Origin of the sequence: Streptomyces sp. NBC_00984 (genome assembly GCF_045162475.1) — a bacterium.
In the GTDB taxonomy this organism is placed as follows: Bacteria; Actinomycetota; Actinomycetes; order Streptomycetales; family Streptomycetaceae; genus Streptomyces.
Genome location: NZ_CP108734.1, coordinates 230,176 through 256,680, shown reverse-complemented (window position 1 = coordinate 256,680; position 26,505 = coordinate 230,176). Strand labels below are relative to the sequence as shown.

Below are 26,505 nucleotides of genomic sequence, written 5' to 3'. Positions count from 1 at the left end.
TGTTGGGGGTGACAGTGGGAGTTGCCGAGTACGTGAGCTTCGACGCGGTCGGGCTCGCGGAGCTGGTGGCCAGGGGCGAGGTGCCCCCGCCGAACTGGAAGCAACCGCACGCGAGGCCGCCCAGGCGGTCGATCCGCAGATCAACGCCATCGTGGAGACATGGCCGACCGACGACGAGCCCCACCGTGGCAGCACACCGCTGGCCGGGGTCCCTTTCCTGATAAGGACATCGGAGTCACCATGGCCGGGAGGCGAATGGAGCTGGGCAGCCGTCTCGCGGTCGGCAACGTCGCCGGCGCCGACTCCTCCCTGATGCTGCGCTTCCGTCGCGCCGGCCTCGTGACGTTCGGTCGTACCGCGACACCGGAGATGGCCTACAGCATCACGACGGAACCAGAGCTGTACGGCCCGGCCCGCAACCCGTGGAACCTGGAGCTGAGCGCGGGCGGATCCAGCGGGGGCGCGGGCGCGGCTGTCGCTGCCGGGGTGGTCCCGATCGCGCACGCCACCGACGCCGCAGGCTCGCTCCGCATCCCCGCCGCCTATAACGGCCTGTTCGGGTTGAAACCCACCCGCGGCCGGGTCTCGATGGGCCCCGGCGTCGACGAAGTCTTCAACGGGCTGGCCGTGCACGGCAGCGTCAGCCGCACGGTACGCGACAGTGCGGCACTGCTCGACCTCATCCGTGGACCGGAACCGGGTGACCCCTACTTCGCCCAGCAGCCGTCCCGGCCCTACGCGGAGGAAGTCACCCGCCCCCCGGGGTCGCTGCGGATCGGTGTGCTCACCCAGGCATGGGGCGGACGGCGCACCACCAGGCCAGTGGCCGACGTTCTCACTCGTACCATGCGTCTGCTCGAATCCCTCGACCACCAGGTGGAGGAGGTCAAGGTCGGCCTCGGGGCCGACTGGGAGGAGTTCGTCCTGGCCAACGCCCGTCTGATGACGGCGAATCTCACGGCCTCCGTCGACGGGCTGGCTGCCGCCTTCGACCGGCCCATCGACTCCTCAACCCTCGAACCGATGACCCTTGCCGGCTACCACCACGGACAGCGGGTCAGTGGCGCCCAGTTCGTCGCCGCTCTCGCGATCCGCAACCGCGTTGCCCGAAGCCTGGCACGGTACTTCGACGCTCACGACATACTGCTCACCCCGACCTTGCCGGAACTTCCCATGCCCTTGGGCACCTATGCCGAGGGCGCAGAGGCGCTGGACGGCCTTGGCTGGATCGACCGCCTCAACGACCGCTCGCCCTTCACCATGCCGTTCAATGTGGCGGGCACGCCCGCCATGTCCGTGCCTGTGACGGCCGACGCGGAGACGGGGCTCCCGATCGGTATGCAGTTCGCCGCCGGATACGGGCTCGAAGACCGCCTCTTCCGCCTCGCCGGACAGCTCGAACACGCAAGCCCGTGGTCGGGCCGGACTCCCAAGGTGTGGGCAGGGAACCACACGGGCCACTGAGGAGTGCTCCTGGAGCCGGGAGTCCACGGGTCATGTACTGAGCAAGTGGGAGAATCACGTCGTGCATGTCGTCCGGTACTCCCGGCGTCCCCGGGTCCGGACCCGCACAGCCACTTCGCGGTACTTCCACCTGCCACTCGTTCAGTTGAAATGGCCGATCCGGCACGGCCGGTGTCAGGACCAGGCGATCTCACCATGGCGGGAGACGAAGCGTCCGGTGCCGGCACCGGGTTCCTCGGTTGCGAAGGCGACGATCGCGTCCGTGCCCTCGGTGACGGTCTGGGGGCCGCTGTGACCGTTGAGGTCGGTCGCGGTGCAGCCGGGGTCGGCGGCGTTGACGCGGATGCCCTTGAGCCCCTTGGCGTACTGCATGGTCGACATCGTCAGCGCCGCCTTCGACGAGGTGTACAGCGGCGCGACGACGTGCGACTGGGGCCGGCCGGGATCGTGGGTGAGGGCGAGGGGGCCCCATACCGTTGATCAGGACATCGATCCCTGTCCTCGCGTTCGGCGACGTTCGCGGCCGCGGCGGTCACGGACGCGTCGTCGGTCACATCGATGGGAACGTAGCGTGCGCCGAGCGCGACGGCGGCCTCCTCGCCCTGCTCGCGGTTGCGCGCTCCGACGCGCACGGTGTGGCCACACTCGATCAGGCGGCGGGCGGTCTCATGGCCGAGACCCTTGTTGGCTCCGGTGATGAAGGTAATCGTCATGCGCTCGATGCTGATCCCGACGAGGTGGGCCGGGCCAGGGACGCTTCGACGGTAGGAAGACCAGTACCACCCTCGCGCACACACGCACGACCCGGGATGCAGGAGGATGGAGGTCATGTCGGCGACGCCCGTAACCGGACTTGGCCTGATGATCCGCACGTGGCGGGACCGGCTGCCGCGTCAGCCGCCGGACTGCCGGTGACCCACGGGCGCCGGACGGCCGGGCTGCGCCGCGAGGAACTGGCTGATCTGGCCGGGGTATCGGTCGACTACATCGTGCGCCTTGACAGGGGCGGGCCACGGCCCCCTCGGCGTCGGTGGCTTCCCTGGCACGCGCCCTGCAACTGTCCATCGCCGAGCGGGGCCACCTGTACCGGCTGGCCCGGCTCGTACCGCCGGCGGACGGCACGGTCTCCGACCATCTCCCGCCCGGCGTGCAACGGGTGCTCGCCCGCCTCGGGGACGTGGCGGCCGCCGTGTTCGCGGCGGACTGGCAACTCGTGCGGTGGAACCGCGGGTGGGCCGCCCTGTTGGGCGATTCCTCCGCATCGCCGCCGCGGCTGCGCAACTTCGCCCGCGACAGGTTTCCGGTGGACGTTGATCCCGCCCACCTCGCGCTGTGGCCAGTGACCGAGGCGAACCTCGACGCCACTGACGCCGCCGTCGTCTCCGGCCTGCGCCACGCCACCGGCCGCTTCCCCCAGGACAGCCGCTTGGCCGTGCTGATCCGTGATCTGAACGCGGGAAACAGAAGAAGGTTCGCCGAGCTATGGGCGACCGGAGGTGGCCGCGCACCGCGAGGACCACAAGACCATCGACCACCCGTCGGTGGGCCCGGTCACGGCGGACTGCGACGTACTGACCGACGGCGAATCCGAGCTCAAGATCGTCATCATGACCGCTGCGCCCGGCAGCGAGGACGAGACCAAGTTCCGGCTCGCCGCCGTCCTCGGCCCACCGGCCACCACGCACAACTGAACAACCTGCGCATCGCGATCGACCGGAGCCCTGGCTGGAGGAGACTACGCGAACCTGCTCGACCGCCTCCGGGAGACCAAGGAACAGGGCCGGCTCGGCGAGGTCGCCGCGAGCGCGAGCACGGACTCATCGTCGCCGGGGAATGGACCACCGGGAAGACCACCGTTCTCAAGCAGCTCGGACGCCTGCAGGAGCTGCGGGTTCGGCAGCGCTGTCCGGGAAGCGACCGCATCCCGGTCGTCTACATCATCGCCCAGCCCAAGGGTTCCCCGCGCAAACCGTCGCGCAGGCCATCGCGGACTTCCACCGTCGCTTCCCGATGCAGGCGCCCCTGCGAGGCACCAGCCGCACATGGCTCAGCACACCAGCCGCACATGGCTCAGCACCAGCATCGAGGCCACAGCCGGACAGACCGAAGCCCTCCTGCCCCCTGCCCCTGCCTCCGGCAAGGCGGAACTGAGACAGGACAGCCGCCACGGAACCATGCAGAAAGGGCTCGGCGTCCATCCCTGACATACGAGATCACGGATGACGACGGAGACCCGGGACATGACAGACGCAACCACTCGATACCTCTACCTCGCTCGGCACGGTGAAGCATCAGCAGATGAGACGACCCTGACGGAAAGCGGCCGGCGCCAAGCCGTGCTGCTCGGTGAACGGCTCCAGAGCACCCCACTTTCGGTGATCCACCACGGGCCGCTGCCTCGGGCGCAGCAGACGGCCCAGCTGATCGGCGCGCAACTTGACGCCGTCCCACTGCACCAGTCGGAACTGGCCGGCGACTACGTCCCCTACCTGCCTACGAAGGAGGAGCTGCCACCGGATTCGGCCGACGCCATGCTCAGTTTCCTTGCTCAGGTTCCGGAAGAGGAGTGCAGCCGGGGTCCAGCGCTGGCCCGGGAAGCACTTGCAGAATTCGCAGGTCCGGTCGACGGAGATCGCCCCCGCCATGAACTGGTTGTCACACACAATTTCCTCATCGGATGGCTGATCCGGGCTGCCCTTGACGCGCCCGAGTGGCGCTGGATGGGCCTCAACCACGCCAACGCAGCTCTGACGGTCATCCGCTACGCACCCGGCAGGCCGTCTTCCGTGCTGTTCTACAACGACATGCGGCACCTGCCCGCAGAACTGCGCTGGACCGGCTTCCCACCCGAACTCCAAATCTGATCAAGAAGGCCGTTGACCCGGACTTGAGTGAGACAGCCCTACGAAATCCGTCTCACTCAAGTTCGGGCATCACAGGTCAGAGCGCCTTTCTGCGCTGACCTGTCTGAGACAGGACAGCTCGGCACTCTGCTGCTTGAACGATGCGAGACGGCGGAGGGCGGTTGACGGTGGTCCTGGACTTTGCATCGCTGGCTGGAACTGCGACGCTTCCGTGGCCTGTCCGGCGTTGCGTTGTTGACCAGGACAGCGATCTCGCCGACCTCCGGGGCGAACTGCTCGATGCCGACCGGTCCTCCAGATCCGCCGCGACGAATCGGGCGTGACGCCGACTGTGGTGATCTCGTCGGCGGTCTCGGTGCCGCGCCGGGCGTTGCGGTCGGCCATGACGAGGTGGAGCCCGTGCCCGCCGTACGCCCTGCCTTGCATTCCGCATGGGCGGGTGCTCGGGCTGAGGTGACCCCTGTGGTGTGGACACACCTGACAATGGATCTTGCTGATCCTGGAAGGTGTAGATCTACGTGGCACGGCCCTCGAAGTTCAGTGCGGAGTTCCGGTCCGACGCGATCGCGTTGTGGCGGGCTTCGGCCGGCAGGCGGACGTTCAAGGATGGCGCGGCTGATCTGAACGTCGACCCCGAGACGCTGCGGACCTGGGTGCGTGATGCCGACGGTCGTCCAGTCGCCGCAGGCGCGTCGTAGGACACCGAGGCCGAGTTGGCCCGGGGTGCGGGCGGAGAACGCGCGGCTGGCCAAGGCGGGGAAGGAATGGCAGCTGGAGCGGGAGATCCTGCGTCGGGCAGCGGCCTATTTCGCCCGGGAGATGAAGTGAAGACCGCCGCTTGGGACTTCGTCTCCACCCACGCCGAGATGTTCGGCATCAAGCGGATATGCCGGGTGCTGGAGGTCTCCCGCTCGGGCTACTACCGGTGGAGCACCGGCGCCGAGGCGCGGGCGGGGCGGCAGTTCGAGGAGGACGCCCTGGTCGAGGAGATCCGCGGAATCCATGCCGAACACCGCGGGAACTACGGCGCGCTTCGAGTCCATGCCGAACTGCGCGGCTTCGGCCACACGGTCAACCACAAGCGCGTGTGGCCAGGCTGATGCGCAAGCGATCCCGGACCGCCTCGCGCCGCCGGTGGCGGACCTGGTCCAGCGGGACTTCACCGCCGGTACGCTGGACGAGAAGTGGTGCGGCGACATCACATATGTGCAGGTCGGAGCCGCGTGGCTCTACCTCGCTTGCGTCATCGATATCCGGTCGCGCCGAGTGCTCGGCTGGTCGACGGCCCCGCACATGCGGGCCGAGCTCGTCATCGACGCACTCCAGGCCGCGGTCGCGGCCCGCGGCGGCAACGTGACCGGAGTGATCTTCCACGCGGACCACGGATCGCACTACACCTCGGCCGCGTTCGCCCAGGTCTGCGACCTGCACGGCATCCGCAGAAGCATGGGCAGGGTCGGCTCCAGCTACGACAACGCCCTGGCCGAGAGTTTCTGGCAGGGACTGAAGCGAGAAACGATGCACAGGAGAGTGTTCGTGACGATGTCTCAGGCGAGGCCCGAGATATTCCGGTGGCTCACCTACTACAACGCCCGACGCCGACACAGCGCGCTCTCCTACCTCTCCCCGATGGAATTCGAACAGCACCACCACAAGACAGCTAAACTCTCACTCGCAGCATGAACCCCTGTGTCCACACTCCGGGGGTCACCTCAGTCACAGCGCCCCGGCGTAGTCCGGCAGCAGCAGGTCCGAATGCGCGGCCCGGCCCGCCTGGGCGCCCGCCGTCGCCATCTCCTTCGCGACGGACCCCGGATTGCGCAACAGGGCGTTGCGGAACTCCAGTTGCTCCCGCGTCGTCGGTGTCACCACGGTGCCGCCACTGGTGGCCAGCGCCTGGTTGCGCTCGGCGAAGGGACGCATCCGGCGCTCGTAGGCCGCGAAGGCGGCGGTGTGGTCGGAGTGCGCGGCCAGCTCGCCGGCCAGGACGTACGCGCCGACCAGAGCCACGCTCGACCCCTGACCCGACAGGAACGAGGTGGCGTGCGCGGCGTCGCCCGCGAGCACCACGCGTCCGCGCGACCAGGTCGGCAGATGGATCTGGCTGACGATGTCGAAGAAGAGGTCGTCGGCGTCCCGCATCGCCTCCACCAGACGCGGCACGTGCCAGACCCGCTCCGGGAAGCGCGCGGCGACCAGCTCGCGCTGGGCCCGTGGATCGCGGAAGGCCTCGAAGGGCGGGACATCGCGGGTGAAGGTGAGGAAGCCGTGGACGCGATCGGCGGGCTCGTGCGCATAGAGGACCGCGCCGCGCCCGATGTCGTTCCAGATCACGCCCTCGTGGGCGAGGCCGAACCCGTTCGGGAGGGTGAAGCCGGCGAAGACGTGCCCGAGATAGCGGTGGAAGGGCTCCTCGGGGCCGAGGGCCAACCGGCGCGTGTTCGAGTGCAGCCCGTCCGCGCCGACCACGAGGTCGAAGCTGCGGTGGGCGCCGCTTTCGAGCACCACGTGGACGGTGTCCCCGGCGTCGTCCAGCGCGGCGATGGAGTCCTTGAAGAGGAACTCGACCCGGTCGCGCAGCGGCGCCTGGAGGGCATCGGCCAGATCGCCACGCTGGACCTCCAGGTCGAGACCGGCCTCGCCGCCGGTCATCTGCTCCGGGCGCAGCGAGCCGATGGTCCGCCCGACGCGGTCGACGAAGGTGATCCGCCGGGTGTCGACGTGGGCGTCGCGCAGGCGCGGCAGCAGCCCCATGCGCTCCACGACCGTGCGGGCGTTGCCGCGGATGTCGATGGCGTAGCCGCCTCCGCGCACGGCGGCACCCTTCTCGACGACGGTCACCTCGAAGCTGTACCGGTCGAGCCAGTACGCGAGCGCGGGGCCCGCGATGCTCGCTCCGGAGACCAGTACGCGACGGGCGGGGCGTGACACGGTGTTCATGGCCTCTCACTTCCCCGGCGGGCATTCCCGCCGGCACGTCGGCGGTACGCACCGGACGAGCAAAAAGATACGTACCTCAGGTATCTTTGCAAAGCTTGTGCGTCGCCCTCGCGGGCGGCGGCCGCCCCTTACGGTACAGATACCTAACTCAGGTATGCAAATGGAGGTGCCATGCCCGCCGAGTTCCCCGAGGCCCGCGAACCGGAGGATCCGCGCCCCGACTTCCTCGCCACGCTGCCCCGGATCACCCGGCTCAGCGCCGCCATCACCCGCGGCCGCCTTGTCGAACGCGCCGCCGAGGAAGCGGGCCTGGGACGTGACCGCTCCGCAGTGGGCGTGCTCGTCACCCTGCGCACAGCCGGCAATCCCTTGCGAATCGGCGAGATCGCCGACCGCATGCAGGTCGTGGGCCCGCACATCACCCGCCAGGTCCAGATCCTGGAGAAGCGCGAACTCGTCCGCCGTATCCCCGACCCGCACGACGGCCGGGCCCGCCTCATTGAACCCACCGACGCCGGCACCGAGGCCGTCAGCCGCTATCTCGCCTTCCTGTTCGGCTGGTTCACCGACGCCCTCGCCGACTGGCCCCGCCAGGACCGCGACGACCTCGTCCGCCTCCTCGCCCGCTTCGCCGACGACGTGACGACCCGACTCGCCCTACTCGACGACGAGGAGAACTGAGCACCCGCTGCCACCGGCTCGCCACCCATTCGGCAAGACTTGCGAACGATGCGGCACTGTCGGCACGGAAGTGCTGATGTCGTGCTCCCTGTCGTCGCGAAGCACAGGACGTTCCCGTCGAGCGAGAGCATGCGGAACTCGGGGCGGTAAGGGGCGCTGCCGAGCAGCCCGGCAGCGCCCTCGGCCGATCTCGGTCAGCCACTGGTCATCGCCCTCCTGGCCGCAGCGCACGTACGGGTGTCCGTCGAGCAGCACGGCATCGGACCACGATGCGGTCGATCAGCGACGTCGTCGTCTCCCCGGCAAGAGGAGCGACACGGAAGACCCCGGATACCGCACTGCTGTCATGGACAGTCCCGCCGCTATCAGTCACCTGCGCCTTCGGGCTGCCTCGGTCCACCTCGGTAGGACTTCGAGGGGGCGCTGGTGTCCGCAGTCCACTTCGGAGCCGGACTGGTCGTAGGCGATTGCCTCGTAGCCGGTGTTCACCCAGACGCTGACACCTTGGTTGTGGATGACGACGTCGAAGGGTGCATCGTCGGAGTCCACCAGCGGCGTGGGTCGGCAGGTTCCGGGACCGCGACCTCGACGTCGGGCCGTAGGCGAAGAGCCGCTCCTGACAGACGCCGCAGGGCGCCAAGATCCAGTACCCCCGATCCTCATCGGCGGCGGTCACACATACCGACGCCACCATGCGCCGTTCCCGCTTGAAGGCCTGACAGAAGGCGACCGTCTCGTGGCAAGGGCCGACAGCGCTGTTCGGCGGGTCCGGGGCAGTACTTGTGAGGATTACGCCGTCGTCGAGACGCAGCGCAGCGGCTCAGGACCAGTCCTGTCCGGGGAAACGGGTACATGCCAGCTCGATCGCGGCGTCCACGAATCCCTGATCAACGGCCATGGACGGATCGGTACTACCCAACAGGATGAGCCCGGACACAAGCGCCCATCCGAACTCAACGGTGGACCACGAAAGCCCGAGGATGAAGAACAAGCCAAGGAATTGATCAAGAGTGAGGGCCCGTTGTGCCTGAGCGCCTCAGCCGGCCATTGCGCGCTCCGGTTGGCCGACGTGACACTCAGCGGCGCGAGGCGGCGATGGTCCAGCACCGCTTCCCCGGGGTGTCGGCCGTCCGGCGGGACTGTCGGTGATCCGTAGGCGATGTATCGGTGGCCGCTGGAACCGTGGGTGTCGAGTTGCCCAAGGGAGCAGCCGCAGCCGCCCCAACAGTAAGGGACCCCCTGTCGCCATGTCGTCCACATCCTCGACCCCGCCCTGGAATGTCCAACGACTGCCCGGGGCCGATGGCCGCGTCTTCCTGGTCACCGGCGGCAACGCCGGCATCGGGTACTTCGTCGCGGAGCAGTTGTCGTCAACCGGAGCCACCGTCGTACTCGGCAGCCGGAATCCCGCCAAGGCCGAAGCCGCCACGGCCTCGATACGTGCGAGTGTCCCCGGGGCACGGGTGCGGGCCGTACGGCTGGACCTCGCCGACCTCTCGTCACTCGAAACAGCGGTGGAATCACTGGAGGTGGAACGCCTCGACGCGGTAGTCCACAACGCTGGCGTCGCACTTGATGACCCGCCGCGCAAGGAGACCGGGGACGGCCACGAGCTCATGTTCGGCACGAACCACCTCGGGCACTTCGTCCTGACCCAGTGGCTGATGCCGCTGCTGTCGGCTGCGCCGGCGGCCCGCGTCGTGACCATGGGCAGCTTCGCGGCAAAGTCCGAGCGGCTCGACCTCGACGACCTGCAGTCCCGGAAGGACTACCAGTCCAAGCGCACCTACGGACGCTCCAAGTTGGCCCAGATGTACTTCGGCGTCGAACTCGACCGCCGCCTGCGCGCTGCCGGCAGCACGGTGGCGAGCGTGGTGGTCCATCCCGGCGGCGCGCTGGCCTCCCTCACCCCGTCACGGCCACCGGTCCATGTACGAACCACCGGCGCACGGCTGAGCGCGGCACCTGCGGCCCTCCTAGTCCAGGGCAAGCACGCCGGCGCATGGCCCGCGGTCCGGGCGGTGCTCGACCCGGCCGTGCGTGGAGGCCAATTGTGGGGACCGCGCGTCTTCGGCCTGCGCGGCGAGCCCCGACGTGAACCGGTGTGGAGCCACCTCGCCGCCCCCTCCGTCGCGGCACGGTTGTGGGACGCAAGCTGTGATCTGACCGGCGCCGACCTCAGCACCATCTCCGGATAGCTCAGGCACGCGCGCGTTGGCCAACAGGTTGTCGAGCAGTTCCTGGGGCCGAGGATGTCGCGGGCGGCGGCCGGTCACGGAGCCGGTCGCGGACGTCCTCGATCCGATCGGCGGCGGGCGGGACGGGGGAGCCGTCCGGGCCGGTGGACAAGTGCAGGTAGCCGAAGGAGATCAGACGGATCGGGGGCGAAGGAGCCTCCTACTCGGTGGTGAAAGGCGGGCACGCGCGGAGCTCCGCGCCGGGCCGGGAGGGGCACGCGCGGAGCTGCGGGGGTGGGGCTACTGGGGGGCGGTGGTGTTGGTGACCACGAGGAACTTGATCCTCTGGACAAACTCACCCGGAAGCTCCTCGCGCGGCGCCGCGGACACACCACGATCGACACGTCCGCCGACTCGCCCTGGCTCTTCCCCGGCGCCTTCGCCGGCCAGCCGACCGCCTGGACCCACGCCAGCTGCATCAAGCACCACCTCGGACTTGCCGGCCGGACCGACCAGCTGTTCACCGAGGACGCCATCACGCTCGGCCATACCACCGCCCGCGGCTTTCCCCGCGCGGTCAACAACCTCTGCCTGCAAGCCCTGGTCGCCACATTCGCCACCGGGAAGTCCATCGTCGACGACAGAAGCGGCTCAGTCCGCCGTCACCGAGATCCTCGACTGAACCGCGGGTTCTGCAGGCGGATTGGTTGCGGAGTCGGCGAAAGACCGCTTCAGACCGCGCAAAGGAGACACGAGACCGCCGATGGTCGTCATGTCGGATCATTTGAGGAGTCAAGGGAGCCGAGGAGAAGCCAGTGCAATTGCGCAACGTCCAATTTGGCGACGTCGATGCATACGTCAGGATGAGGTGCGATCCCGCCATGATGGCCGACCTCGGCGGACCACTGCCAGCGGGGCATCTCGTCCTCGTTCGTCGACATCCTCAGTGCCGCACCGTAGGCATTTTCACTGTCGCCCAACAAGACGGGGCCGGCGGACACGGTGGAATGACGTTCTGCTCGGCCCGGACCAGGTCGCGGTGAGCATCCGCCAATGCCGCGCGGGTGCGTCGAGGAGACCGCCGTCACGCCCGCCGGTCGCGAGAAGGTGACGCTCGCTGCGGGCGTGGAGGCGCTGCCGTGATCACCCAGGGCTGGCGGCTATACTTCGTAGCTCGATATATGCTCGACGCATGACAAGACAGAACCCGTCCTTGACGGAACCGCAGTACTTCATCCTTGCTGCGCTCATGGACGGACCGTTGCACGGTTACGGCATCATCAAGGCTGCCGAACAGGCCACCGACGGGCGGCTCCGGATCGCTGTCGGCACTCTCTATGGCGCGCTGGAGCGGTTGGAGCGGGCCGGACTGGTGGCCGCCGGCCATGAGGAGATCGTGGACGGGCGGGCGCGGCGCTACTACCGGCTCACGGAGGACGGCACCGAGGCGCTCGGCCGGGAGGCGCTGCGGATGCAGCAGGCAGCGGCCGTCGTCATCGGACGCTCGCGGGATGTCGGAGCGGCCCCGGCATGAACCGTTTGCTGCTTGCGGCCTATCCCGAGCCCTACCGTTCCCGGCAGGGTGAGGAGTTGCTGGCCTGTCTGGCCGAGGCGTATCCCGGCCGTTCCTGGCCCCCGCCGCGGGAGGTCGTCGCCTTGGCGCGTGCCGGGGCGCAGGCCCGCGCCCGTGCCGTCGTCGACGACACGGCCCGGCCATGGTGGCTGGACGGCATCCATCTGACCGCTCTCGTCCTTGCCGCGCTGGCGCTGGTGCCGTACCTGCAGGATGTTTGGCACTGGGCGCTGCACATCGATCCCGGCCGGCACGCCATCGCCTTCCACTTCTCCGGCTGGTACCCGTGGGCGCAAGGTCCCGGCACGCGGACACGGCTTCTGCCCTACGGGCTGCTTCCGCTGGTCTGCCTGATCGCCCTGCTGCGCGGCAAGCCGTGGATCGCACTGCCGGCCGCAGCAGCGATGATCTACGTCGGTGCCACGCTCAACAGCAATACGCTCTTCGGCGACGAGGGCAAGGTGGGCCTGGGCTACTACGGGCTGGGCGCCCCGATATCGGCCCGTGACCTGGTGCTGTCGGGGACACTGTGCACCGCGTGCGCCGTGCTGGCGGTCTGTCGTCCTGGCCGGCTGCGACGCCACTCGTACCGCTGGCTGGTGCCCGTCGTGCTCGCCATGTTCGTGGCCGGGGGCCTGCACATCATCTCCATCAGTCCGGCGTTCCAACGCGGCCTGTTCGCACTCGAAGTCGCTGCGCTGATCGCCGCGTGGGCGGCGACGGCCGCAACCGGGGATTACCGGTGGCTGATCCCCGTCGCGGCGTTCGCGTTCATCCGCACGCAGGCGATCGTCATCCAGCCGAACTGGTTCATGCAGTCCCTGCCGGACCTGGTCGTCCTCCTCCTCCTGATCGCGCCCCTCCCGGCCCTGGCGATCACCGCCCAGCGCCGGCAGGGCCAGGCGCTCCTCGAATAGGAGCAGATCCCCGGTGGGCCGGCCGAGCCTGTCGGCCCATTGCGTGCCAGAGGAGGCACGTGACCGAACTGCTGCCGACGGACATAGAGAGAAAACGATGACTCAGCAAGACCCCTCGACCCTGTCCACGCACCCGGACACCCCCGGCCAGGTCCCGGGAGCCACGGCTGAACGCAGCCCTTCGCGGACGATACGGCCACGGATCTCAGCTCTGCTGTGCCTCGTGGGGTTCCTGGCGGTCTACCTGATCGCCGTCTGCACACCGTTCGGGCAACGGGCGGAGAATGCCCTGTTCAACAGTAGCGGCGCCAACCCGGCATGGATCTACGACTGGTCGGGGACGGCTTACGATTCGCCGGCCCTGCCGCCGCTGGACGACGCTGCCATGCCCACCCTGGTCGTGGGCATGGCGGTCATCGTGGCCGTCACCCTGGTCCGGAGATGCTGGTGGCAAGGCTGCGCGGCGGCCGGAGTCGTCATGGCCACGCTCGGGGGCACAGAGGCACTCAGCAAGGTGATCCTGCCCCGCCCCGACCTGGTTGGCGCGCACGTCAGCCTCATCGAGCCGAGCTTCCCCAGTGGGCACGTGGCCATCCCCGCCGGGCTGGCCCTCGGCGCCGCCCTCATCGCTGCCCCCCGCATCCGCCCCTACGCCACCGCGGCCGGCATGCTGTGGCTCGCCGTCACCGCCGGTGCCGTCCAGGCCACCTACCACCACCGGCCCAGCGACGTACTGGGCTCCACACTGCTGGCCTGCGCCTGCTACAGCCTCGCGGCCCGGCTGCTGCCACCCGCCGCCGCACCAGACGTCACGCGGCGCCCTCGCGCGCTGTCGGCGGTCGCCCTGGCACTGTCAGCGGCCGGAGCGCTCGTCGCCGGCGCGCGGGACGACTCCGTCACACAATCGCTGGTCTTCGCAGCAGCGGCCTTCCTGTGCGCGGCCCTGTTCTGGTTCACCACAGCGGAGGGGCCCGCACACACCGCACGCCGCACACGCCCCGCACTGGGGTGACCACCCGGCCGGCTCCCGGCGGGAACCGGCGCATCCTGGCGAAGCGGCGGTCCGACGCCACCGCCCAGTCGTAGAAGCCGTCGACGCCCGAGCGGGGATGCGCTCCTGCCCGGCGTGTCCTCCCGCAGTCCGGTCAACAGGCCTGTGTCGACCGCCTGTGCATCCGACGGCGATGCTGCGGGGTCCGGCGGGCAGAGCCGCATAGTCGGCGAGGTTGGCGAGCAGTTCGCGGGCGCCGGGGGTGTTGAGGACGACGTCCTGGACGCGGGGGCGGAAACCGTCCAGGTCAAGGATGTCGCGGGCGGCGGCCGGGTCGCGGAGCCGGTCGCGTATGTCCTCGATGCGGTCGGCGGCTGGCGGGACGGAGGAGCCGTGCGGGCCGGTGCAGGTAGCCGAACGAGATCAGGCGGATCGGGTGCAAGGAGGTCTCTTGCGCAGGGTTTTTCACCAGGTGCGGGTGCAGCTGTCGGCCGCGGGCCTCGATGCCGCTGACCCGCAGGCCGGGGCGGGGGTCCCGGGCAGATCGTCACCGTTGCCCGGCGCGGGAGCCGCGGGCAACAGGCGACTCAGACAGTGCTCGGGAGAGGAGGGCTGTTCCTGGCCCATGCAGGCGTCGAGATGCAGGGCGAGGGACGTGCCGGAGCTGGTCGGTGAGGCGATGCCGAAGGGGTGCGCGCACAGATCCGGAGAGGTGCCCGGTTGCTCGAGGACCCGACTCTCCAGCCGCGTCTGCGCCGACAAGGCCGCGGGTGCCGGGTGGCTGGTTCGAAGGCCGGCGCGGCGGGACTGCCCGCTGCACTCGGCCCAGTAGCGGAGTTTGCGGGACTCCCACATCCAGCGGACCCGCGGGCCAAGACGGACGACATCGTCGCGGATTCACTCGAACGAGTGTTGTATCTCGAGCCTTGGCCTGCCCCGGCCATGATCCGCCGGACAGGCCCTAGGTGAGGGGGCAGGTGAGCGGGAGGACCCGTTCGGTCAGCCGGCCAGTGAGATGGGTGGTGGTGAGGGCGGGTTCGGTGAGCCAGTCTGCTGCGGCCAGCCGGTCGGCCAGAGGAGTCAGTTCGCCGGGGTCGACGGCGCACCAGGAGGCGAGGTGGTCCAGGTCGATGCCCTGGCCGCCGGGTCCCAGCCGTCCGTCAGGGGAGCTGTGGGTGGCCAGGACCAGGGCGAGCAGCCGGGGGCCGGCGCCTGTTTTGGTCTTGCGGAGTTTCTTGTCCGAGACGACTTTCTGGGCCCACCCGGAGAGCTTGGGCCGCAGTTTCTTGCCGAACGTGAACGGGCCCGGCTTGTCGTCAGGAACCAGGGAGGGGACGGTGATGGGGGTGGGGTTCTCGGGCCGGGAAGTGAGCAGGTCACCGGGGGTACCGGGAAGGCGCAGCCAGCCGGAGTCGGCCAGCTGTGCGACCAGGTCTTCCGGCTCGCTCAGGCCCAGGCCGGTGACGTCCTGGCCGACGAGGTTGCCCGTGCCGGTGCGCGCGGTGCGCAGAGTCAGCATCACCACCAGCAGCCGTGCCTCCGGGCCGGGCAGCGGGGAGGTGTCGGTGACGTGGGCCAGGACGGACCGTGCGTGGGCCCACTGGGCGGGGCCGGACAACAGGCGGGCCACGGCCGCGGTGTTGCTGTCTGGGTCGGTGCTGCTCGTGGCCACGCCGGTGCGCTGCTGGTGCTGGAAGCGGGCGGCGGTGGCAGCCTGCTCGGCACGCTGGGCGTCCAGTCTCAGGCGGGTGTCACCGGTGGCCTCGGCCCAGGCCGCGAAGGCGCTCGCCTTGCGGGTGTGGAGGTCGGCCAGGAGAGCCAGGTCGGGTTGGTCGCGCTGTTGGTAGGCGCGGAAGAGGCCACCGAGTTCCATGAGTTCGTCCCGCAGGGCGACGGGGCGCAGACTGTGCGGGATGACGCGCTGGGCGATCTTCACCTGCGGTGGGCGGCGCCGCACGGGCGCGGAGCGCGGAGCCGGCACCCCCGTCCCGGCCGCGACCTGGTGGTCGGAGAACTGTGGCGTGCCCGCGCCCGGGGCTGCGGGGTCCGGGCGTTCGGAGAGCTGGGGCCCGGGGGCCTGGGAGGTGGCCGCGGTCCTCGCTCCGGGTGTGGCGGCCGCACACCGCGAGCAACACTCCATGGCCTGCCACCAGCGTCCTCCCCGGTCGGCGACCACGGCCAGGACGACCGGTCCGCCGCACCGCCAGGGTTCGGCACGCGCATGTCGGCCGGTGTCGGGCAGATGGGTCTGGCAGCCCTCGGCCCTGCACGCGCAGTGCGCCCCAGTCCTGGGGGCGGGGGCGGCGCGCAGGTGGGCCTTGAGGTGGGCGACCGCGGCAGCACGGCCGGCGGCCGCGGACGGCAGACGCTGCTCGGCACATGCGGGGCGGCTGCACGAGATGCGCACCGCCGCACTGCCCCGGCCGGCGGCGTCCAGACGCACTGTCCACCGGCGTCCCGGCACCCGCTCGTCCAGCTCGCTCCCCGCGGCCTGTGTCATCCGTTGTTCCTCCTCGTTCCGTGTCCCCGACTGCCACCCGCTGCCTGCCATGGTTGATGGCGCGCGGCGGGCCTAGCGTATGCGGCTCAGCGAGCAGTCAGGGGCGCCCGCGACGTGCATGTCGATGACTGATCCGGCGCGTGGTATTCGGCCAGGTCCGATGGCTTTGTGCCATTCGTCGGCAACCCGCCTCCAACATCGCTGAGGTCCGACTACACAAGAAGGCGGGGTGGCACGTAGCGGCCTCATCTGTGTGTAGGCCGGTCGTGCGGGAGGTCTGGCGGTTGCTGACTATCAACGTAGCTGTGCTGCTTGCCGTCGTCGTCTTCTTCCGGCTGCGTCGGCGTACGGAGGCCCGCAGCCGCTTCGACGAGAAGATGACCGTCGTCATCGTCCTGGCGCTCGGGATCCTCCTGGCTCCCACCCCGGTGGGCCAGAGCGTCCTGAACTTCCTGGGACAGGTCGCGAGCGGCGTGACACAGGCCAGCCGGTGAGCCCCCGCAGGCGTGGGCCCGCGGCCACCAGGCGCACGGCGGCGCGGCGGCGTACCCGCGGGCGCGGCGGGCGGCAGCGTGCAAATGACCGGCTGGTCGGGCTCCTCGTGGCCGCGGTTCTGGCCGTCGCCCTGGTGGTGGCCGTGGTCAACTGGCTGCTGGTTCACTGGTGGGTCCTGGTTGCCATCGGTGTCCTTGCGGTGCTGGCCGGCGGCGTCTGGCTCCACCAGAAGCAGCAGCGAGCCCGGTGGGAAGCGGTCCGTACGCAGGGCCTGCGCTACGGGCTGACGCAGCTGGATGACCTGCACCACGCCCGGTTCGAGGACGCGGTGCGGGAGCTGATGCACCGTGACGGCTGCCAGGACGCGGTCCGGGTCGGAGGCGGCGGCGACCTGGGCGCCGACGTGAAGGCCACCGACCCCTACGGACGGCGCTGGGTCATCCAGTGCAAACACCGCCGCAATGGCCTCGCCGGCTCCGCCGTGGGCAGCCCGGATCTTCAGGTACTCAACGGCACCGCCCGCCAGGTTCACGGCGCCGACGTCGCGGTGATCGTCACCAACGGCCGCGTCACGGCGCCGGCCGTCGCCTTCGCCAAGCAGCAGCGCCTCCATGTCGTCGACCGCCACACCCTCGGTGTGTGGGCGGCCGGCTCACGCCCTTTGTGGGAACTGCTCCGGGCCGTCCCACCGCCCCGCAAACCGACCTCGCTCTCCTGAAGCCGCGCGCCGGCGCCCTCGTGCGCCCTGCCCTTCCTGACCGTTCGATACGTCGACGGCGCCCAGGCGTTCGCCTGCATGCTCTACCTCGCCGACCACCCGGAAGGCGCCATGTTCTGGTGGCAGCTCGCCGCCGGCGCCGGACACCAGGCTGCCGCCTACTGCCTCTGCCTGCACCACCTCAGCCTCGGCGAACCCGACGAAGCCGCGCACAGGCTGCACCAGCTGCAGCGCAGCCCCGACGGTCCCTCGGACGAGTTCGTGAAGGCTCTGGAACGCTTCGCGGGATACGTCGCCCGCCGCGGATCGACCACCGGCGTCCCCACCGGCGGTCTCGAAGCCGAGATCGAGCGCCTGGTCGTCACCGGCCACGACGGAGGTCTCGTCTGCCGCCCCGACCAGCGGCTGGCCGAACGCCTCCACGAACTCGCCGGCCGGACCTGACCAACAGCAAGGAGCCCTCTGGCGACCCCGGTTCCTATGCCAACAGGTCGACAGCGGGCTCCTCGTGATGTCCCCCTCCGAGAAAGGAACACCTCCCATGAGGAGTAAGCGCAACGCCCACGACCGCACCAGAAGACGCGACCCCGCCCCGTGCAGGAGTGGTTCACGTGGCGCCGCATCATGGCCACCAGCCTCCTGCGCGGCTCCTGTTACGGCGCCGGAAACGGCTTCGCCGCCCTCGCCTTCGCCGGCCTCGCCTTCTGGTGGATCGAGAACAACCTGTAGCCCATCCTCGGTCGCCCCGCGACACTGGCCATGTACCCGAAGCCGTGCAGGGAAGTTCCAGACCCTGCACGGCACCACACCATCAAGAATGCAGCACCGGAACCCTTTGCCCCCGGCACCGGCCGCTCCGGCAGCGCCCGTGCAGCGCCGGAGGCCGGCGCCGGAGGTACAGCCCGGCCGGGCGGCGCTCGTTGAACCGGTATGACCAGAGCGCCCGCTCACGTCGTCCCTACGAAGAGGCTGCGGAGGCTCGGCCCGAGCCGATCTGGAGGAGCGGAACAGGACTGCAGGCCGCGCTATTAGCAGGAGATGTAGTCGAGCACTGCCGACGTCGGTTCACCGGCATGGAATCCGCTGAAGTCGACGGCCTTGCCACTTCCCCCGGCCCACGGCGACTCCCACCAACCACCGCCGGTGAAGAAGATGCGCACATAGGGGCAGCGGCCGTCGGCCTTGGTGTCGTGGACCGTGCCTGTGATGTTCCCGTCGCACACCCGGCCGTCGCCGTACCCCTCCGGGCGTGACCCCGGACCGCCCGTGTCGAAAACCTTGCAGCCGAGCACTCCGTCAGTAGACGCCTGAGCCATGGGGGCCGATGTCAGGCCGAGGGAACAGAGAGCCCCCAGCACACCAGCTACCGCGATCATTTTCTTCTTCATTCATATCCCTTTCACCTGCTGACGGAGGGCAACATTTGCGTCGCCCCGCAGTACGGGAGGTGGTTGCCTCCAGGCGGCGGCAGGCCGCGACGAAGAGACAAACGATGCAGCTCGCATTCTCAGCAGGAGATGTACTTCATCTCCGCCCCCGTGTAGTCGCCCGTGTGGAACCCGCTGAAGTCGACGGCCTTGCCACTTCCCCCGGCCCACGGAGAGTCCCACCAGCCGTCGGTGAAGTACACACGGACGTAGGGGCAGCGGCCGTCGGCCTTGGTGTCGTGCACCGTGCCTGTGATGTTCCCGTCGCACACCCGGCCATTGCCGTACCCTTCGGCGACGCGGGGCGCCTCGATGTTCCGACAGGTGGATATCCCTGCCGTGGACGCCTGGGCGGAAGGGGCCGATACCAGGCCGAGAGAACAGAAAGCGATCACCGTCGCTGCGGCGAATGTCCGGAACCTGATGCTCTTATTCATGATTCCCCTCTTTGTGAGCGTGTCGTGATAAAGCTTCCGAACGTGGCGCACCGTCAACTCCTCGGGACGAGTGCCCATCGGGTTCAAGGAGAGTCGGCGGGAACGCCTCGGACGCAGCGGATCACCGCCGCGGACTGTCCACAGTCCTTTCCCTCTCCGGCAGCCCCGCTGCTGACGTGTTGGCGACGAGCGCTTCCGGCCCGTCACGCACTCGACGAGTCTGTCCGCCGACTGGTGCATTCGTCATTGGCCTGCGACGCAGGAAGACTTGTTCCTGAGTGCATGAGCGGGAAGCCCGATGTCAGTCGGCGGACGGATGCATGGGCTCCCCACGACGTGTGCCAAGTGCTGTACGGCGATGCTCGCCGGGCGGAACGCCGTAGGCGGCGCGGAACGAGCGGCTGAATCGGTCGGGGCTGGTCAGACCCCACCGTGCGCCGATTGCGTGCACTGGGACGGTCAGCAGACGCGGATTGGTGAGGTCCCCGTGGCAGCGTTCCAGGCGACGTCGGCGGATCGCGGCCGACACCGTCTCACCCCTGTTGCGAAAGAGTTGGTGCAGGAGCCTCACGGAGATGTGATGGTGGGCTGCGATGACGCCGGGGCCGAGTTGAGGATCGGCCAGGTGGTCCTGGATGAAGATGTCGATACGGGCAAGCAGCACCTGGTGTCGGGTCTCCGGGGGAAGGCGGTCCTGTACGTTGGCCCGGGCAGCGAGCAGCCCCGTGGCCAGGTCCAGACTGGCCAGGCCGATCCGCTCGCTCTCCAGCTCGTCCAATCCGGGTGCCTCCCGGGCGACCGAGACCAGGTGGTCGGCGAGGATCCGACCCATCCCGGACCTGGCAGGCAGGGCGCAGGCGAACAACCGGTCCAGTTTGGCTTCGGGCACGGGGACCAGCGTCCTCGGCAGATGCAGGATGATCGCCCGCGCGGCGCCGGTCCCCGCCGCACTCACGGTCCGGCCACGATAGGGCCGCGAGGACGTCCAGAGGGCGAAGTCGCCGGCGAACAGAGCAGTGTCGTTGCGGTCTTGGGACACTTCCATGGCCCCACCCAGGATCAAGGTCAGCTCATAGGTCTCCGGGTCCCACGGCGGACGAGCTCCGCAGTACGTTCCGACCGCAACGCGGGGAAGGCCATGGTCGTCAGCTGAAGCCGCCCGAAGCCAAGGGACCCCATACTCCCCGTGAAGTCCGAGGCCTCGTCACTGGTGATCCGGGTGGGAGCCACACTCCGGCCGACCACCTCGCACCACCAGTCGAAGCGCTGCTCCCTCGGTAGCACCGCCGTGTTGAACTCGGTGAACACCATTGAACCCCCACCTGGACAGCCCGCGTTTGCCGGCCCAGCATGGCCAGCGAGATCACCGCGATGCAATGCGCATGGGCAATATGGCCGAGCCGTTGCCGGAGACGGCCCGCTCGGGGGTGGCGTTCGTAGCGGTGGTCGAGTCTGCGGTAGCCCAGTGAGCCACGACGCATGGTGCGCTCGATGACCCATCCGTGGCGTCCGAGCCGTTCGCTGGATTCGACGCCTTTTGCGGGCGATGCGTACGCCGATACGTTGTCCGCGGAGCCATTTCCGCGGAGCCATTTCCGCAGTTCAGGTATGTCGTAGCCCCAGTAGCCCCAGTAGCCCTGGAGAGGGACCCTCGACCGTCTCCAGGGTTCACTGGGCGGGGCCGAGGTGCAGGAACGGGCGGTGGCGGAGCGTGGTCCTGGCGTGCGGGGCGCCGGATGGGGCCTCGACGTTGGTAGACGCCGGTGCTCCCCAAGTGAGCCGAGGGGCTGCGCGGTCGTCACGCGTGATCGGGGGCACGTCCTGTTCTCTCCCGTTCTGCGGCGGTTCGGCGGCCGTCGTGATCTCACTGCGGGGTAACCGCCCCGCGACTGAGGAGATTCCGTGCCGTGAACCCGAGCAGCCTGCGCGCGGCCGAGGTGTCGACCGGCGCCGTGCGACCCGGCAGCGGGCGCCGCAGCACGGTGCTGGGGTGGTAGCGGCGCAGCAGTTCCTCCGTCGGGTACGGCACGATGATCTCGGGGGCGCAGAGGTGTACCGTGTGCGCCGCACGGCCGGGTACGTCCAAGGCCAGCAACGCGGCCCTCGCCGCGTCATGGACCTCGAGGTACGTCCACAGGTCCCTTGCCCCCGCGGCCGGGTCGGCCGTGAGCCGGGCGGCGTGCGCGTGCAGCCGTTCCTCGAATCCGCCCACGTACGGATAGCGCAGGCACACCACGCTCATCCCGTGCCGCCGCGCCATCATCTGCGCTGTCAGCTCGTCGACCTGTTTGGACAGGCCGTAGGGGTCGGCCACCTGGGAGGCCATCGCCTCATCGACCGGTGCGTACGGTGGATGAGGATCCTCGGCGTCCGTCCAGGGCAGGCCCGTGACACCCCAGGAGCTCGCCACCGCCGCGTGCCGGATCCCGGCCCGGCCGGCCTCCTCCAGGACGGTGAAGGTCGAGAGGCTGTTGCCCGCGAAGACCTCGAATGCGGTGTTGCGCGCGGGAGTCGGGATCGCCGCCAGGTGGATGACCGCGTCGGCGCCCTCCAGAGCCGCCCGCACGGTCTTCGCATCGGCGGCGTCACCGGTCACGACCAGGCGCGCCGCGAGATCACCGGGATCATCGAGGACCAGGGCGTTCGCCTCGATCCCGCGCTCGGCCAGCAGCGTGAGGACCGCTCGCCCGATCCGCCCGGCGGCCCCGGTGACCATCGCTCTTCCGACCATCCAGTCACTCTCCTGCGTCGTGCTTCTACTCGTAGGCGCGCACGGCGACGACGTGCGCCGACGCCGCCCCGTTGGTGGCTTCGACGACGACCCGGATCGCCGATGTGGTGACCGGCTCCGCCGGCGTGTGCGTCTCGCGTCGCCGCCGATTCTGCGCCGCACAGGCGATGACGCGCCAGGTGCCGTCAGTATCCAGTGCCTCGACGCGGTAGTCGCGAAGGAGGGTGGGGAGGGTGTCGAAGGGCGTGCGGTGGTGGTGCAGGTTGATCAGGTCCTCGTTGACGTCGTCGTCGGCGATGACCTCGATCCGGCCCAGAGCGACAGGTTCGGGCCAGGCCAACTCGAGCCAGGGGGAAGGGGCGTCCGCCAGTGGCGCGGAGACCCACATGTGCGGTCCCGCGTACGGGCGGGCATAGCCGTCGATGGCCTTGGCGGGGGAGTAGGCCGCGTTCTCTCCCGTACGGAAGCAGAAGGTGCGGCGCAGCAGGCCCGTGTCCGTCCACTCGCGCAGCGGCTGCGGCGATTCGTCCGTCGGGCGCAGCGGGACTCGTGTGAAGCACAGGACGCCGGGGGCCGGGCGGTCGGAGCGGTGCAGGGCGAGGGCGTCGTTGGCGCGGACGACCAGGAAGGCGTTGCGCGGGGTTTCGGGAGACCAGTCCAGGCCCGTTTTGAGCCACTGCCGGGCCCCGGCGGCGACGGGCAGGGTGGTGGAGGTGACGAGGCGCCGCGGGACGTAGTTCTGGCCGAGTTCGGGGTCGTACAGATCGATCACGATCTCGGTGTCGCGGTCGGCGTCGACGAGCAGCTCCACCCCGGAGAGGCCCGGGTCCGCGGGGAGGACGAGTCCGGCGTCCGCCGCGAGCGGCCATAGCTCGTCGGAGTCCTCGACTGCCAGGCTGCTCAGGGTGGACGATGCCGTGGCCGTCGCCCGCAGGGCCAGGTCCTCCGGGTCCGTCGAGGCGAGGCCGATGAGCGAGGCGTCCTGGCTCAGCAGCGCCCGGTGCAGCTCGGGTACGGGGAGTTCGCGCGGGGTGACATCCCCGGTGGCACAGAGCGCCGCCGCCGTGCCGGCCGCCTGGCCGATCGTGGCGCAGGTCGCCATGACGCGGGTCGAGCCGAAGGCGACATGGCTGGCGGAGATGTTGCGCCCGGCGAAGAGCAGGTTCTCGGTGTTCACCGAGTAGAGGCTGCGGTACGGAATGTGGTAAATGCCGTCCGCGTAGAGCTGTCTGGCACCTGCCTCGGTGGCGTACATGCCCTGCGGCGGATGCAGGTCGATCGACCAGCCGCCGAAAGCGACCCGGTCGGCGAACTCGGTCTGGCCGAGGATGTCGCCCTGGTGCAGGACGTAGTCGCCGAGGAAGCGCCGGTACTCCCGTTTGCCGGGGACCGAGCCCACCCACTCCAGGGTCATGTTCGCCGCGTCGAACTCGCCGGAGTTCTTGATGTGGTCCCAGATGCCGTGGATCACCGACCACAGTTCGTCGCGGATGCGTTCGTTGTCGTGGACGGTGTCGAGCTCGCCGCCGAACTCGATCCACCAGTACGCGCAGCCGTTGTCGCCCGCCTTGATGATGCGGCGCTGCGGGATGGAGGTCCGGGTGATGTCCTTGGCGAAGTTCGGCGGCACGAACTTGACCGGGTGACCGGCATCCTTCGTATAGAAGAGGAGAGTGGAGCCCAGGGTGATGTCGTCGGCCGTCTCCGGAGCCCATGCCTCGTCGTACTCGGTGCGCGATTCCCGGCCGATGCGGTGGTGGGCGCCCGCCAGGTGGCCGATCAGGCCGTCTCCTGTGCAGTCGAGGAAGAGGGAGCTCTCGAAACGTATCCGTCGCTCCGAGCCCATCATCCAGCCGGTCACCGAGGTGATCCGCCGGGCCTCGTCCGGGCCTTCGGCGTCGACCTCGCGCACGTCGGTGTTGAGATAGAGCGTGATGCCGGGCTCGGCGCGTACGGCGTCCAGGACCACGGCGTCCCAGTAGTAGGGGTTCCCGTCCGGGTTGCGGAACTGGTTCTCCACGAGCAACTCGCCCATGATGCCGCCCTCACGGGCATGGTGATTCTTGCCGTGGCCGGTCGCGCCGCACACCCAGACCCGGACCTCGCTGCTCGCGTTGCCGCCGAGCACCGGCCTGTTGTTGATCAGCGCTACGCTCCGGCCGAGCCGGGCCGCGGCGATCGCCGCGCAGACCCCGGCCAGGCCGCCGCCGACGACGGTGATGTCGTGAGTTGCGGTTTCATTCCTCATGTCGTACGTCACTTACTTCCAGTCGGGATTGGCGGCGAGACCGTAGTAGATGCGCGGGGCACCGTCGAGGGTGAGGGCGACCTTGCCGCCGGAGGCTTTCAGAGTGCGTTCCTGGCCGATGCAGTTCAGCTCCCGCACCGTGCCGTCGAACGTCCCCGAGTGGGCGACGACCGCGGTCCTGGTCGTCCAGGTGTCGATCCAGGGCTCCGGCGATGCGTACCAGGGATCCTCGCCGTGTTCGGGGTTGAGGATGTATCCGTCCTTGCGGCTCCAGAGGATCGACACCGGTCCGCCGGGCGTGGTGAAGAGGAGGCCCTTGATGTCCTGGTCCGCGAAGGCGAGGTGCCGGACGAACTCGGCCTCGTCCAGGACCCGGGCTGCGGTCGCGAAGGCGAGGAGCGAGGGCTTGGCGCTGGTGTCGCGGTTCATCAGGCCGTAGTGGTACTCGGGGTTGGCCGGGTCGGCCTCCTGCGGGTGGTAGAGCACCGAGTCGTGCAGCTGGTACCAGTTGACGGCGCGCACCTTCTCGGACTTGGCGAGAGCCAGCGTGAGCAGCGTGTTCTCGGCGGCGTGCCGGTAGGTGTCGCTCCACCACGCGTTGGGCCGGGTCGGTGCGTACGCCTCGGTGAGCCAGAGCTCCTTGTCGCCGCCGTACTCTTCCAGGACCTGGTTCGCCTTGCGCAGTGCGCCGAGGAAGTTCCAGTACGAGCCGGACGGCCCCTGCGTCCACTCCTCGGGCGGCGGCGCGAAGTCGGGGGTGAAGTTCCCGCGACCGGGGTGGAAGGCGAAGGCGTCGATGAGGTCCCAGCCGCCCGCGTCATGGAAGTTCTTGGTCCATACGTAGTCCATGCCGCCGAGGCCGGCGTTCATGACCTTCATCCGCGAGCCCGCCGCGTCGAGGCGCGTGGTGACCTGGCGCAGACCGTCCCGGACGTAGGCGTCGGCGCCGCGGCCCGACATCCAGGGCTGGTTGACCTCGTTACTCACCTCGAAGTATGCGGCCTCGGCGTCCAGGGCCTTGGCGACATTCGTGTCGGCCCAGGCCGCGATCTGTTCCGGACTACCGCCCACGGGGATACCGCTCAGCTCCACGTTGTGCCCGATGCCGTTCGCGTCCAGAGTCGCGATGTCGATGCCCGGGGCACCCGCGTAGGCGATGCGGATCCACTTGATGCCGAGTGTCCTGACCAGCCCGAGTACGGCGTCCTTGCCGGGCTTGAGCAGCCAGGGGTAGTTGGCGAGGCCGAACATCGACTCCTTGCCCGCCTTGTACGTGAACTCCGGGAGCACGCTCAGATTCGTGCGGGCCAGCGCCTTGTCACTGCCGCTGACCGCCTCCACCTGGGTGAACACGATGTTCTGCGACGGCGAGGTCACGGGAAAGGAGGCATTCCAGGCGGCGCCCGCCGCGAGGCTCCTGCAGAGCCTTCCACCGGCGATCTTCTTGCCGCCGAAGTCACGCGCCCACCACGTCAGGGTCACCTTCCTGGCCGCGGCGGAGCCGTTGACGACCTGCGCCTTGAGCGTCATCGTCTGCCCGGCCGCCTTGTAGAGGTTGAACGGCTGGTCGGTCCACACCTCCACGCCGAGGGGCCTCTTGGCAGCGAGCGCTCCCGCCCCGCGCGGCCGCAGATCGCCGAGGACCAGATCGGCCTCGGTGACCGCGGTGCTCGCGCCGGTCGAGGTACCGGGGGAATGGACCCACGTGGCGTTCGTGCTCGCGGGGTTGGTCGACGAGAGGCAGAAGAAGCCCTTCGATCCCGCCCACGTCTCCACGTACGCGCCGCCCGCGTTCACCTCGTACGGAATGCCGCCTCGGGCGTCCCGCTCCCAGACGGTCAGCGCTTCGTACGACTCCGCCGCGCTCGCTCCGTACACCGTGCGGGAGAACATGAAGCCGGCCGGTGTGAGCGTGCTGGAGCCGCCGACCTCCCACTTCATGTGTGCCTTGCGAGGGGTGACGTCGAAGGTGCCGCGCACCGTGACTCCGGACGTGCCGGTCGCCATCGTGTACGTGACCTGAATCGCGGGCCGCCCGTCGGGGAGCGTGATCCGGGCGGGCGTACCGCCGAAGGTGCGCTGCTGGCCGAGCGCGGTGTCCTTGATCATGAAGTGGCTGAGCAGGATGCGGTCGGCGCCCGCACCGTCCTGCACGAGGACGCTGCCGTCGCTCCGGCCGACCAGGGTGATGCCGTCGGCCTCGATGGTGACCGGGTCCGCGGCGTACGCGGGAACGGTCGGCAGCAGCGCGGCGCCGGTGGCGACGGCCGTGCCCTGGATGAATCTGCGGCGGGCGACTGACATGGAGGTGCCCTTCTCTTGTTCGGGGTGTTCCGGATGCT

The 26,505-nt window shown here is 69.4% G+C and carries 20 protein-coding genes and 6 pseudogenes; 13 read left to right on the top strand and 13 right to left on the bottom strand.

What is annotated here, in order from left to right; all coding sequences use genetic code 11:
• The first annotated feature begins 14 nt into the window (after positions 1-14).
• Positions 15-1,464 (top strand): annotated as a pseudogene (locus tag OG520_RS01235) (amidase).
• 174 nt (positions 1,465-1,638) lie between these two features.
• Here the strand turns inward: OG520_RS01235 and OG520_RS01230 are convergent.
• Positions 1,639-2,177 (bottom strand): annotated as a pseudogene (locus OG520_RS01230) (SDR family NAD(P)-dependent oxidoreductase).
• Between the two features lie 317 nt (positions 2,178-2,494).
• On the opposite strand from OG520_RS01230, the pseudogene OG520_RS01225 reads away from it, so the two are divergent.
• From OG520_RS01225 to OG520_RS01215, 3 genes and pseudogenes are all read left to right on the top strand, one after another.
• A pseudogene (locus OG520_RS01225) lies at positions 2,495-3,155 on the top strand (transcriptional regulator).
• Between the two features lie 549 nt (positions 3,156-3,704).
• On the top strand, positions 3,705-4,328 hold the full coding sequence (locus tag OG520_RS01220; RefSeq protein WP_406011829.1) for a histidine phosphatase family protein: 624 nt from the start codon (positions 3,705-3,707) through the stop codon (positions 4,326-4,328).
• Between the two features lie 518 nt (positions 4,329-4,846).
• A pseudogene (locus OG520_RS01215) lies at positions 4,847-6,011 on the top strand (IS3 family transposase).
• Between the two features lie 33 nt (positions 6,012-6,044).
• Here the strand turns inward: OG520_RS01215 and OG520_RS01210 are convergent.
• Entirely contained in the window at positions 6,045-7,268 is a 1,224-nt protein-coding gene (locus OG520_RS01210; RefSeq protein WP_406011828.1) for an FAD-dependent monooxygenase, read from the bottom strand.
• Positions 7,269-7,439: 171 nt separating this feature from the next.
• On the opposite strand from OG520_RS01210, the gene OG520_RS01205 reads away from it, so the two are divergent.
• Positions 7,440-7,949, top strand: a complete 510-nt coding sequence (locus tag OG520_RS01205) for a MarR family winged helix-turn-helix transcriptional regulator (RefSeq protein WP_406011827.1) — start codon at positions 7,440-7,442, stop codon at positions 7,947-7,949.
• 369 nt (positions 7,950-8,318) lie between these two features.
• Here the strand turns inward: OG520_RS01205 and OG520_RS01200 are convergent, their stop codons facing one another.
• The gene (locus OG520_RS01200) at positions 8,319-8,498 is read right to left on the bottom strand and encodes a hypothetical protein (protein WP_399330662.1); all 180 of its coding nucleotides are present in this window, start codon (positions 8,496-8,498) and stop codon (positions 8,319-8,321) included.
• 698 nt (positions 8,499-9,196) lie between these two features.
• Here OG520_RS01200 and OG520_RS01195 point away from each other — a divergent pair.
• The 5 genes from OG520_RS01195 (at position 9,197) to OG520_RS01175 (ending at position 13,628) form a co-directional block, all read left to right on the top strand.
• A complete protein-coding gene (locus OG520_RS01195; RefSeq protein WP_399330660.1) occupies positions 9,197-10,147 on the top strand; it encodes an SDR family NAD(P)-dependent oxidoreductase in 951 nt (316 codons plus the stop codon).
• A 273-nt stretch (positions 10,148-10,420) separates the two neighbouring features.
• Positions 10,421-10,993, top strand: coding sequence for a hypothetical protein (locus OG520_RS01190; RefSeq protein ID WP_406016678.1), 573 nt, complete (start codon positions 10,421-10,423; stop codon positions 10,991-10,993).
• A gap of 325 nt (positions 10,994-11,318) precedes the next feature.
• Positions 11,319-11,660 carry a PadR family transcriptional regulator gene (locus tag OG520_RS01185; protein WP_093895425.1) on the top strand — a complete coding sequence of 114 codons (342 nt, stop codon included), beginning with the start codon at positions 11,319-11,321 and terminating at the stop codon, positions 11,658-11,660.
• Positions 11,657-12,616 carry a hypothetical protein gene (locus OG520_RS01180; protein ID WP_406011826.1) on the top strand — a complete coding sequence of 320 codons (960 nt, stop codon included), beginning with the start codon at positions 11,657-11,659 and terminating at the stop codon, positions 12,614-12,616. The genes OG520_RS01185 and OG520_RS01180 overlap by 4 nt, the downstream gene beginning before the upstream one ends.
• Before the next feature lie 223 nt (positions 12,617-12,839).
• A complete protein-coding gene (locus OG520_RS01175) occupies positions 12,840-13,628 on the top strand; it encodes a phosphatase PAP2 family protein (RefSeq protein WP_406011825.1) in 789 nt (262 codons plus the stop codon).
• A 195-nt stretch (positions 13,629-13,823) separates the two neighbouring features.
• Here OG520_RS01175 and OG520_RS01170 read toward each other — a convergent pair.
• From OG520_RS01170 to OG520_RS01160, 3 genes and pseudogenes are all read right to left on the bottom strand, one after another.
• Positions 13,824-13,961: pseudogene (locus OG520_RS01170) on the bottom strand (hypothetical protein); the annotation flags it as partial.
• Positions 13,962-14,072: 111 nt separating this feature from the next.
• Positions 14,073-14,462 carry a hypothetical protein gene (locus tag OG520_RS01165; RefSeq protein WP_406011824.1) on the bottom strand — a complete coding sequence of 130 codons (390 nt, stop codon included), beginning with the start codon at positions 14,460-14,462 and terminating at the stop codon, positions 14,073-14,075.
• A gap of 106 nt (positions 14,463-14,568) precedes the next feature.
• Positions 14,569-16,107 (bottom strand): hypothetical protein, encoded by a 1,539-nt coding sequence (locus tag OG520_RS01160; RefSeq protein ID WP_406011823.1) that lies wholly within the window; start codon positions 16,105-16,107, stop codon positions 14,569-14,571.
• A 284-nt stretch (positions 16,108-16,391) separates the two neighbouring features.
• Between OG520_RS01160 and OG520_RS01155 the strand changes: the two genes are divergently transcribed.
• The 3 genes from OG520_RS01155 (at position 16,392) to OG520_RS01145 (ending at position 17,764) form a co-directional block, all read left to right on the top strand.
• Complete coding sequence (locus OG520_RS01155; protein WP_406011822.1) at positions 16,392-16,601, top strand: hypothetical protein; 210 nt, start codon at positions 16,392-16,394, stop codon at positions 16,599-16,601.
• The gene (locus tag OG520_RS01150; protein ID WP_399330650.1) at positions 16,598-17,320 is read left to right on the top strand and encodes a restriction endonuclease; all 723 of its coding nucleotides are present in this window, start codon (positions 16,598-16,600) and stop codon (positions 17,318-17,320) included. Before OG520_RS01155 ends, OG520_RS01150 begins: the two co-directional genes overlap by 4 nt.
• Positions 17,321-17,398: 78 nt before the next feature.
• Positions 17,399-17,764, top strand: coding sequence for a hypothetical protein (locus tag OG520_RS01145; RefSeq protein ID WP_406011821.1), 366 nt, complete (start codon positions 17,399-17,401; stop codon positions 17,762-17,764).
• A gap of 584 nt (positions 17,765-18,348) precedes the next feature.
• Here OG520_RS01145 and OG520_RS01140 read toward each other — a convergent pair.
• The 7 genes and pseudogenes from OG520_RS01140 to OG520_RS01110 form a co-directional block, all read right to left on the bottom strand.
• The gene (locus OG520_RS01140; protein WP_406011820.1) at positions 18,349-18,636 is read right to left on the bottom strand and encodes a hypothetical protein; all 288 of its coding nucleotides are present in this window, start codon (positions 18,634-18,636) and stop codon (positions 18,349-18,351) included.
• Positions 18,637-18,827: 191 nt separating this feature from the next.
• The gene (locus tag OG520_RS01135) at positions 18,828-19,184 is read right to left on the bottom strand and encodes a hypothetical protein (RefSeq protein WP_406011819.1); all 357 of its coding nucleotides are present in this window, start codon (positions 19,182-19,184) and stop codon (positions 18,828-18,830) included.
• A gap of 301 nt (positions 19,185-19,485) precedes the next feature.
• Positions 19,486-20,229: a helix-turn-helix domain-containing protein gene (locus OG520_RS01130; RefSeq protein WP_406011818.1), complete on the bottom strand. Its 744-nt coding sequence runs from the start codon at positions 20,227-20,229 to the stop codon at positions 19,486-19,488.
• A 376-nt stretch (positions 20,230-20,605) separates the two neighbouring features.
• Positions 20,606-20,768 (bottom strand): annotated as a pseudogene (locus tag OG520_RS01125) (IS5/IS1182 family transposase); the annotation flags it as partial.
• Between the two features lie 280 nt (positions 20,769-21,048).
• A complete protein-coding gene (locus OG520_RS01120) occupies positions 21,049-21,915 on the bottom strand; it encodes an NAD-dependent epimerase/dehydratase family protein (RefSeq protein WP_399330640.1) in 867 nt (288 codons plus the stop codon).
• 25 nt (positions 21,916-21,940) lie between these two features.
• Positions 21,941-24,163 carry an FAD-dependent oxidoreductase gene (locus tag OG520_RS01115; RefSeq protein WP_406011817.1) on the bottom strand — a complete coding sequence of 741 codons (2,223 nt, stop codon included), beginning with the start codon at positions 24,161-24,163 and terminating at the stop codon, positions 21,941-21,943.
• A gap of 12 nt (positions 24,164-24,175) precedes the next feature.
• Positions 24,176-26,467, bottom strand: coding sequence for a hypothetical protein (locus tag OG520_RS01110; protein WP_406011816.1), 2,292 nt, complete (start codon positions 26,465-26,467; stop codon positions 24,176-24,178).
• Positions 26,468-26,505: the final 38 nt, after the last annotated feature.

Bases quoted from the DNA above. Each gene is read 5' to 3' on its own strand.
- OG520_RS01220 (WP_406011829.1), top strand. From the start codon at position 3,705: ATGACAGACGCAACCACTCGATACCTCTACCTCGCTCGGCACGGTGAA.
- OG520_RS01210 (WP_406011828.1), bottom strand. From the start codon at position 7,268: ATGAACACCGTGTCACGCCCCGCCCGTCGCGTACTGGTCTCCGGAGCG.
- OG520_RS01205 (WP_406011827.1), top strand. From the start codon at position 7,440: ATGCCCGCCGAGTTCCCCGAGGCCCGCGAACCGGAGGATCCGCGCCCC.
- OG520_RS01195 (WP_399330660.1), top strand. From the start codon at position 9,197: ATGTCGTCCACATCCTCGACCCCGCCCTGGAATGTCCAACGACTGCCC.
- OG520_RS01185 (WP_093895425.1), top strand. From the start codon at position 11,319: ATGACAAGACAGAACCCGTCCTTGACGGAACCGCAGTACTTCATCCTT.
- OG520_RS01180 (WP_406011826.1), top strand. From the start codon at position 11,657: ATGAACCGTTTGCTGCTTGCGGCCTATCCCGAGCCCTACCGTTCCCGG.
- OG520_RS01165 (WP_406011824.1), bottom strand. From the start codon at position 14,462: ATGTGGGAGTCCCGCAAACTCCGCTACTGGGCCGAGTGCAGCGGGCAG.
- OG520_RS01160 (WP_406011823.1), bottom strand. From the start codon at position 16,107: ATGACACAGGCCGCGGGGAGCGAGCTGGACGAGCGGGTGCCGGGACGC.
- OG520_RS01145 (WP_406011821.1), top strand. From the start codon at position 17,399: ATGCTCTACCTCGCCGACCACCCGGAAGGCGCCATGTTCTGGTGGCAG.
- OG520_RS01140 (WP_406011820.1), bottom strand. From the start codon at position 18,636: ATGGCTCAGGCGTCTACTGACGGAGTGCTCGGCTGCAAGGTTTTCGAC.
- OG520_RS01135 (WP_406011819.1), bottom strand. From the start codon at position 19,184: ATGAATAAGAGCATCAGGTTCCGGACATTCGCCGCAGCGACGGTGATC.
- OG520_RS01130 (WP_406011818.1), bottom strand. From the start codon at position 20,229: ATGGAAGTGTCCCAAGACCGCAACGACACTGCTCTGTTCGCCGGCGAC.
- OG520_RS01120 (WP_399330640.1), bottom strand. From the start codon at position 21,915: ATGGTCGGAAGAGCGATGGTCACCGGGGCCGCCGGGCGGATCGGGCGA.
- OG520_RS01115 (WP_406011817.1), bottom strand. From the start codon at position 24,163: ATGAGGAATGAAACCGCAACTCACGACATCACCGTCGTCGGCGGCGGC.
- OG520_RS01110 (WP_406011816.1), bottom strand. From the start codon at position 26,467: ATGTCAGTCGCCCGCCGCAGATTCATCCAGGGCACGGCCGTCGCCACC.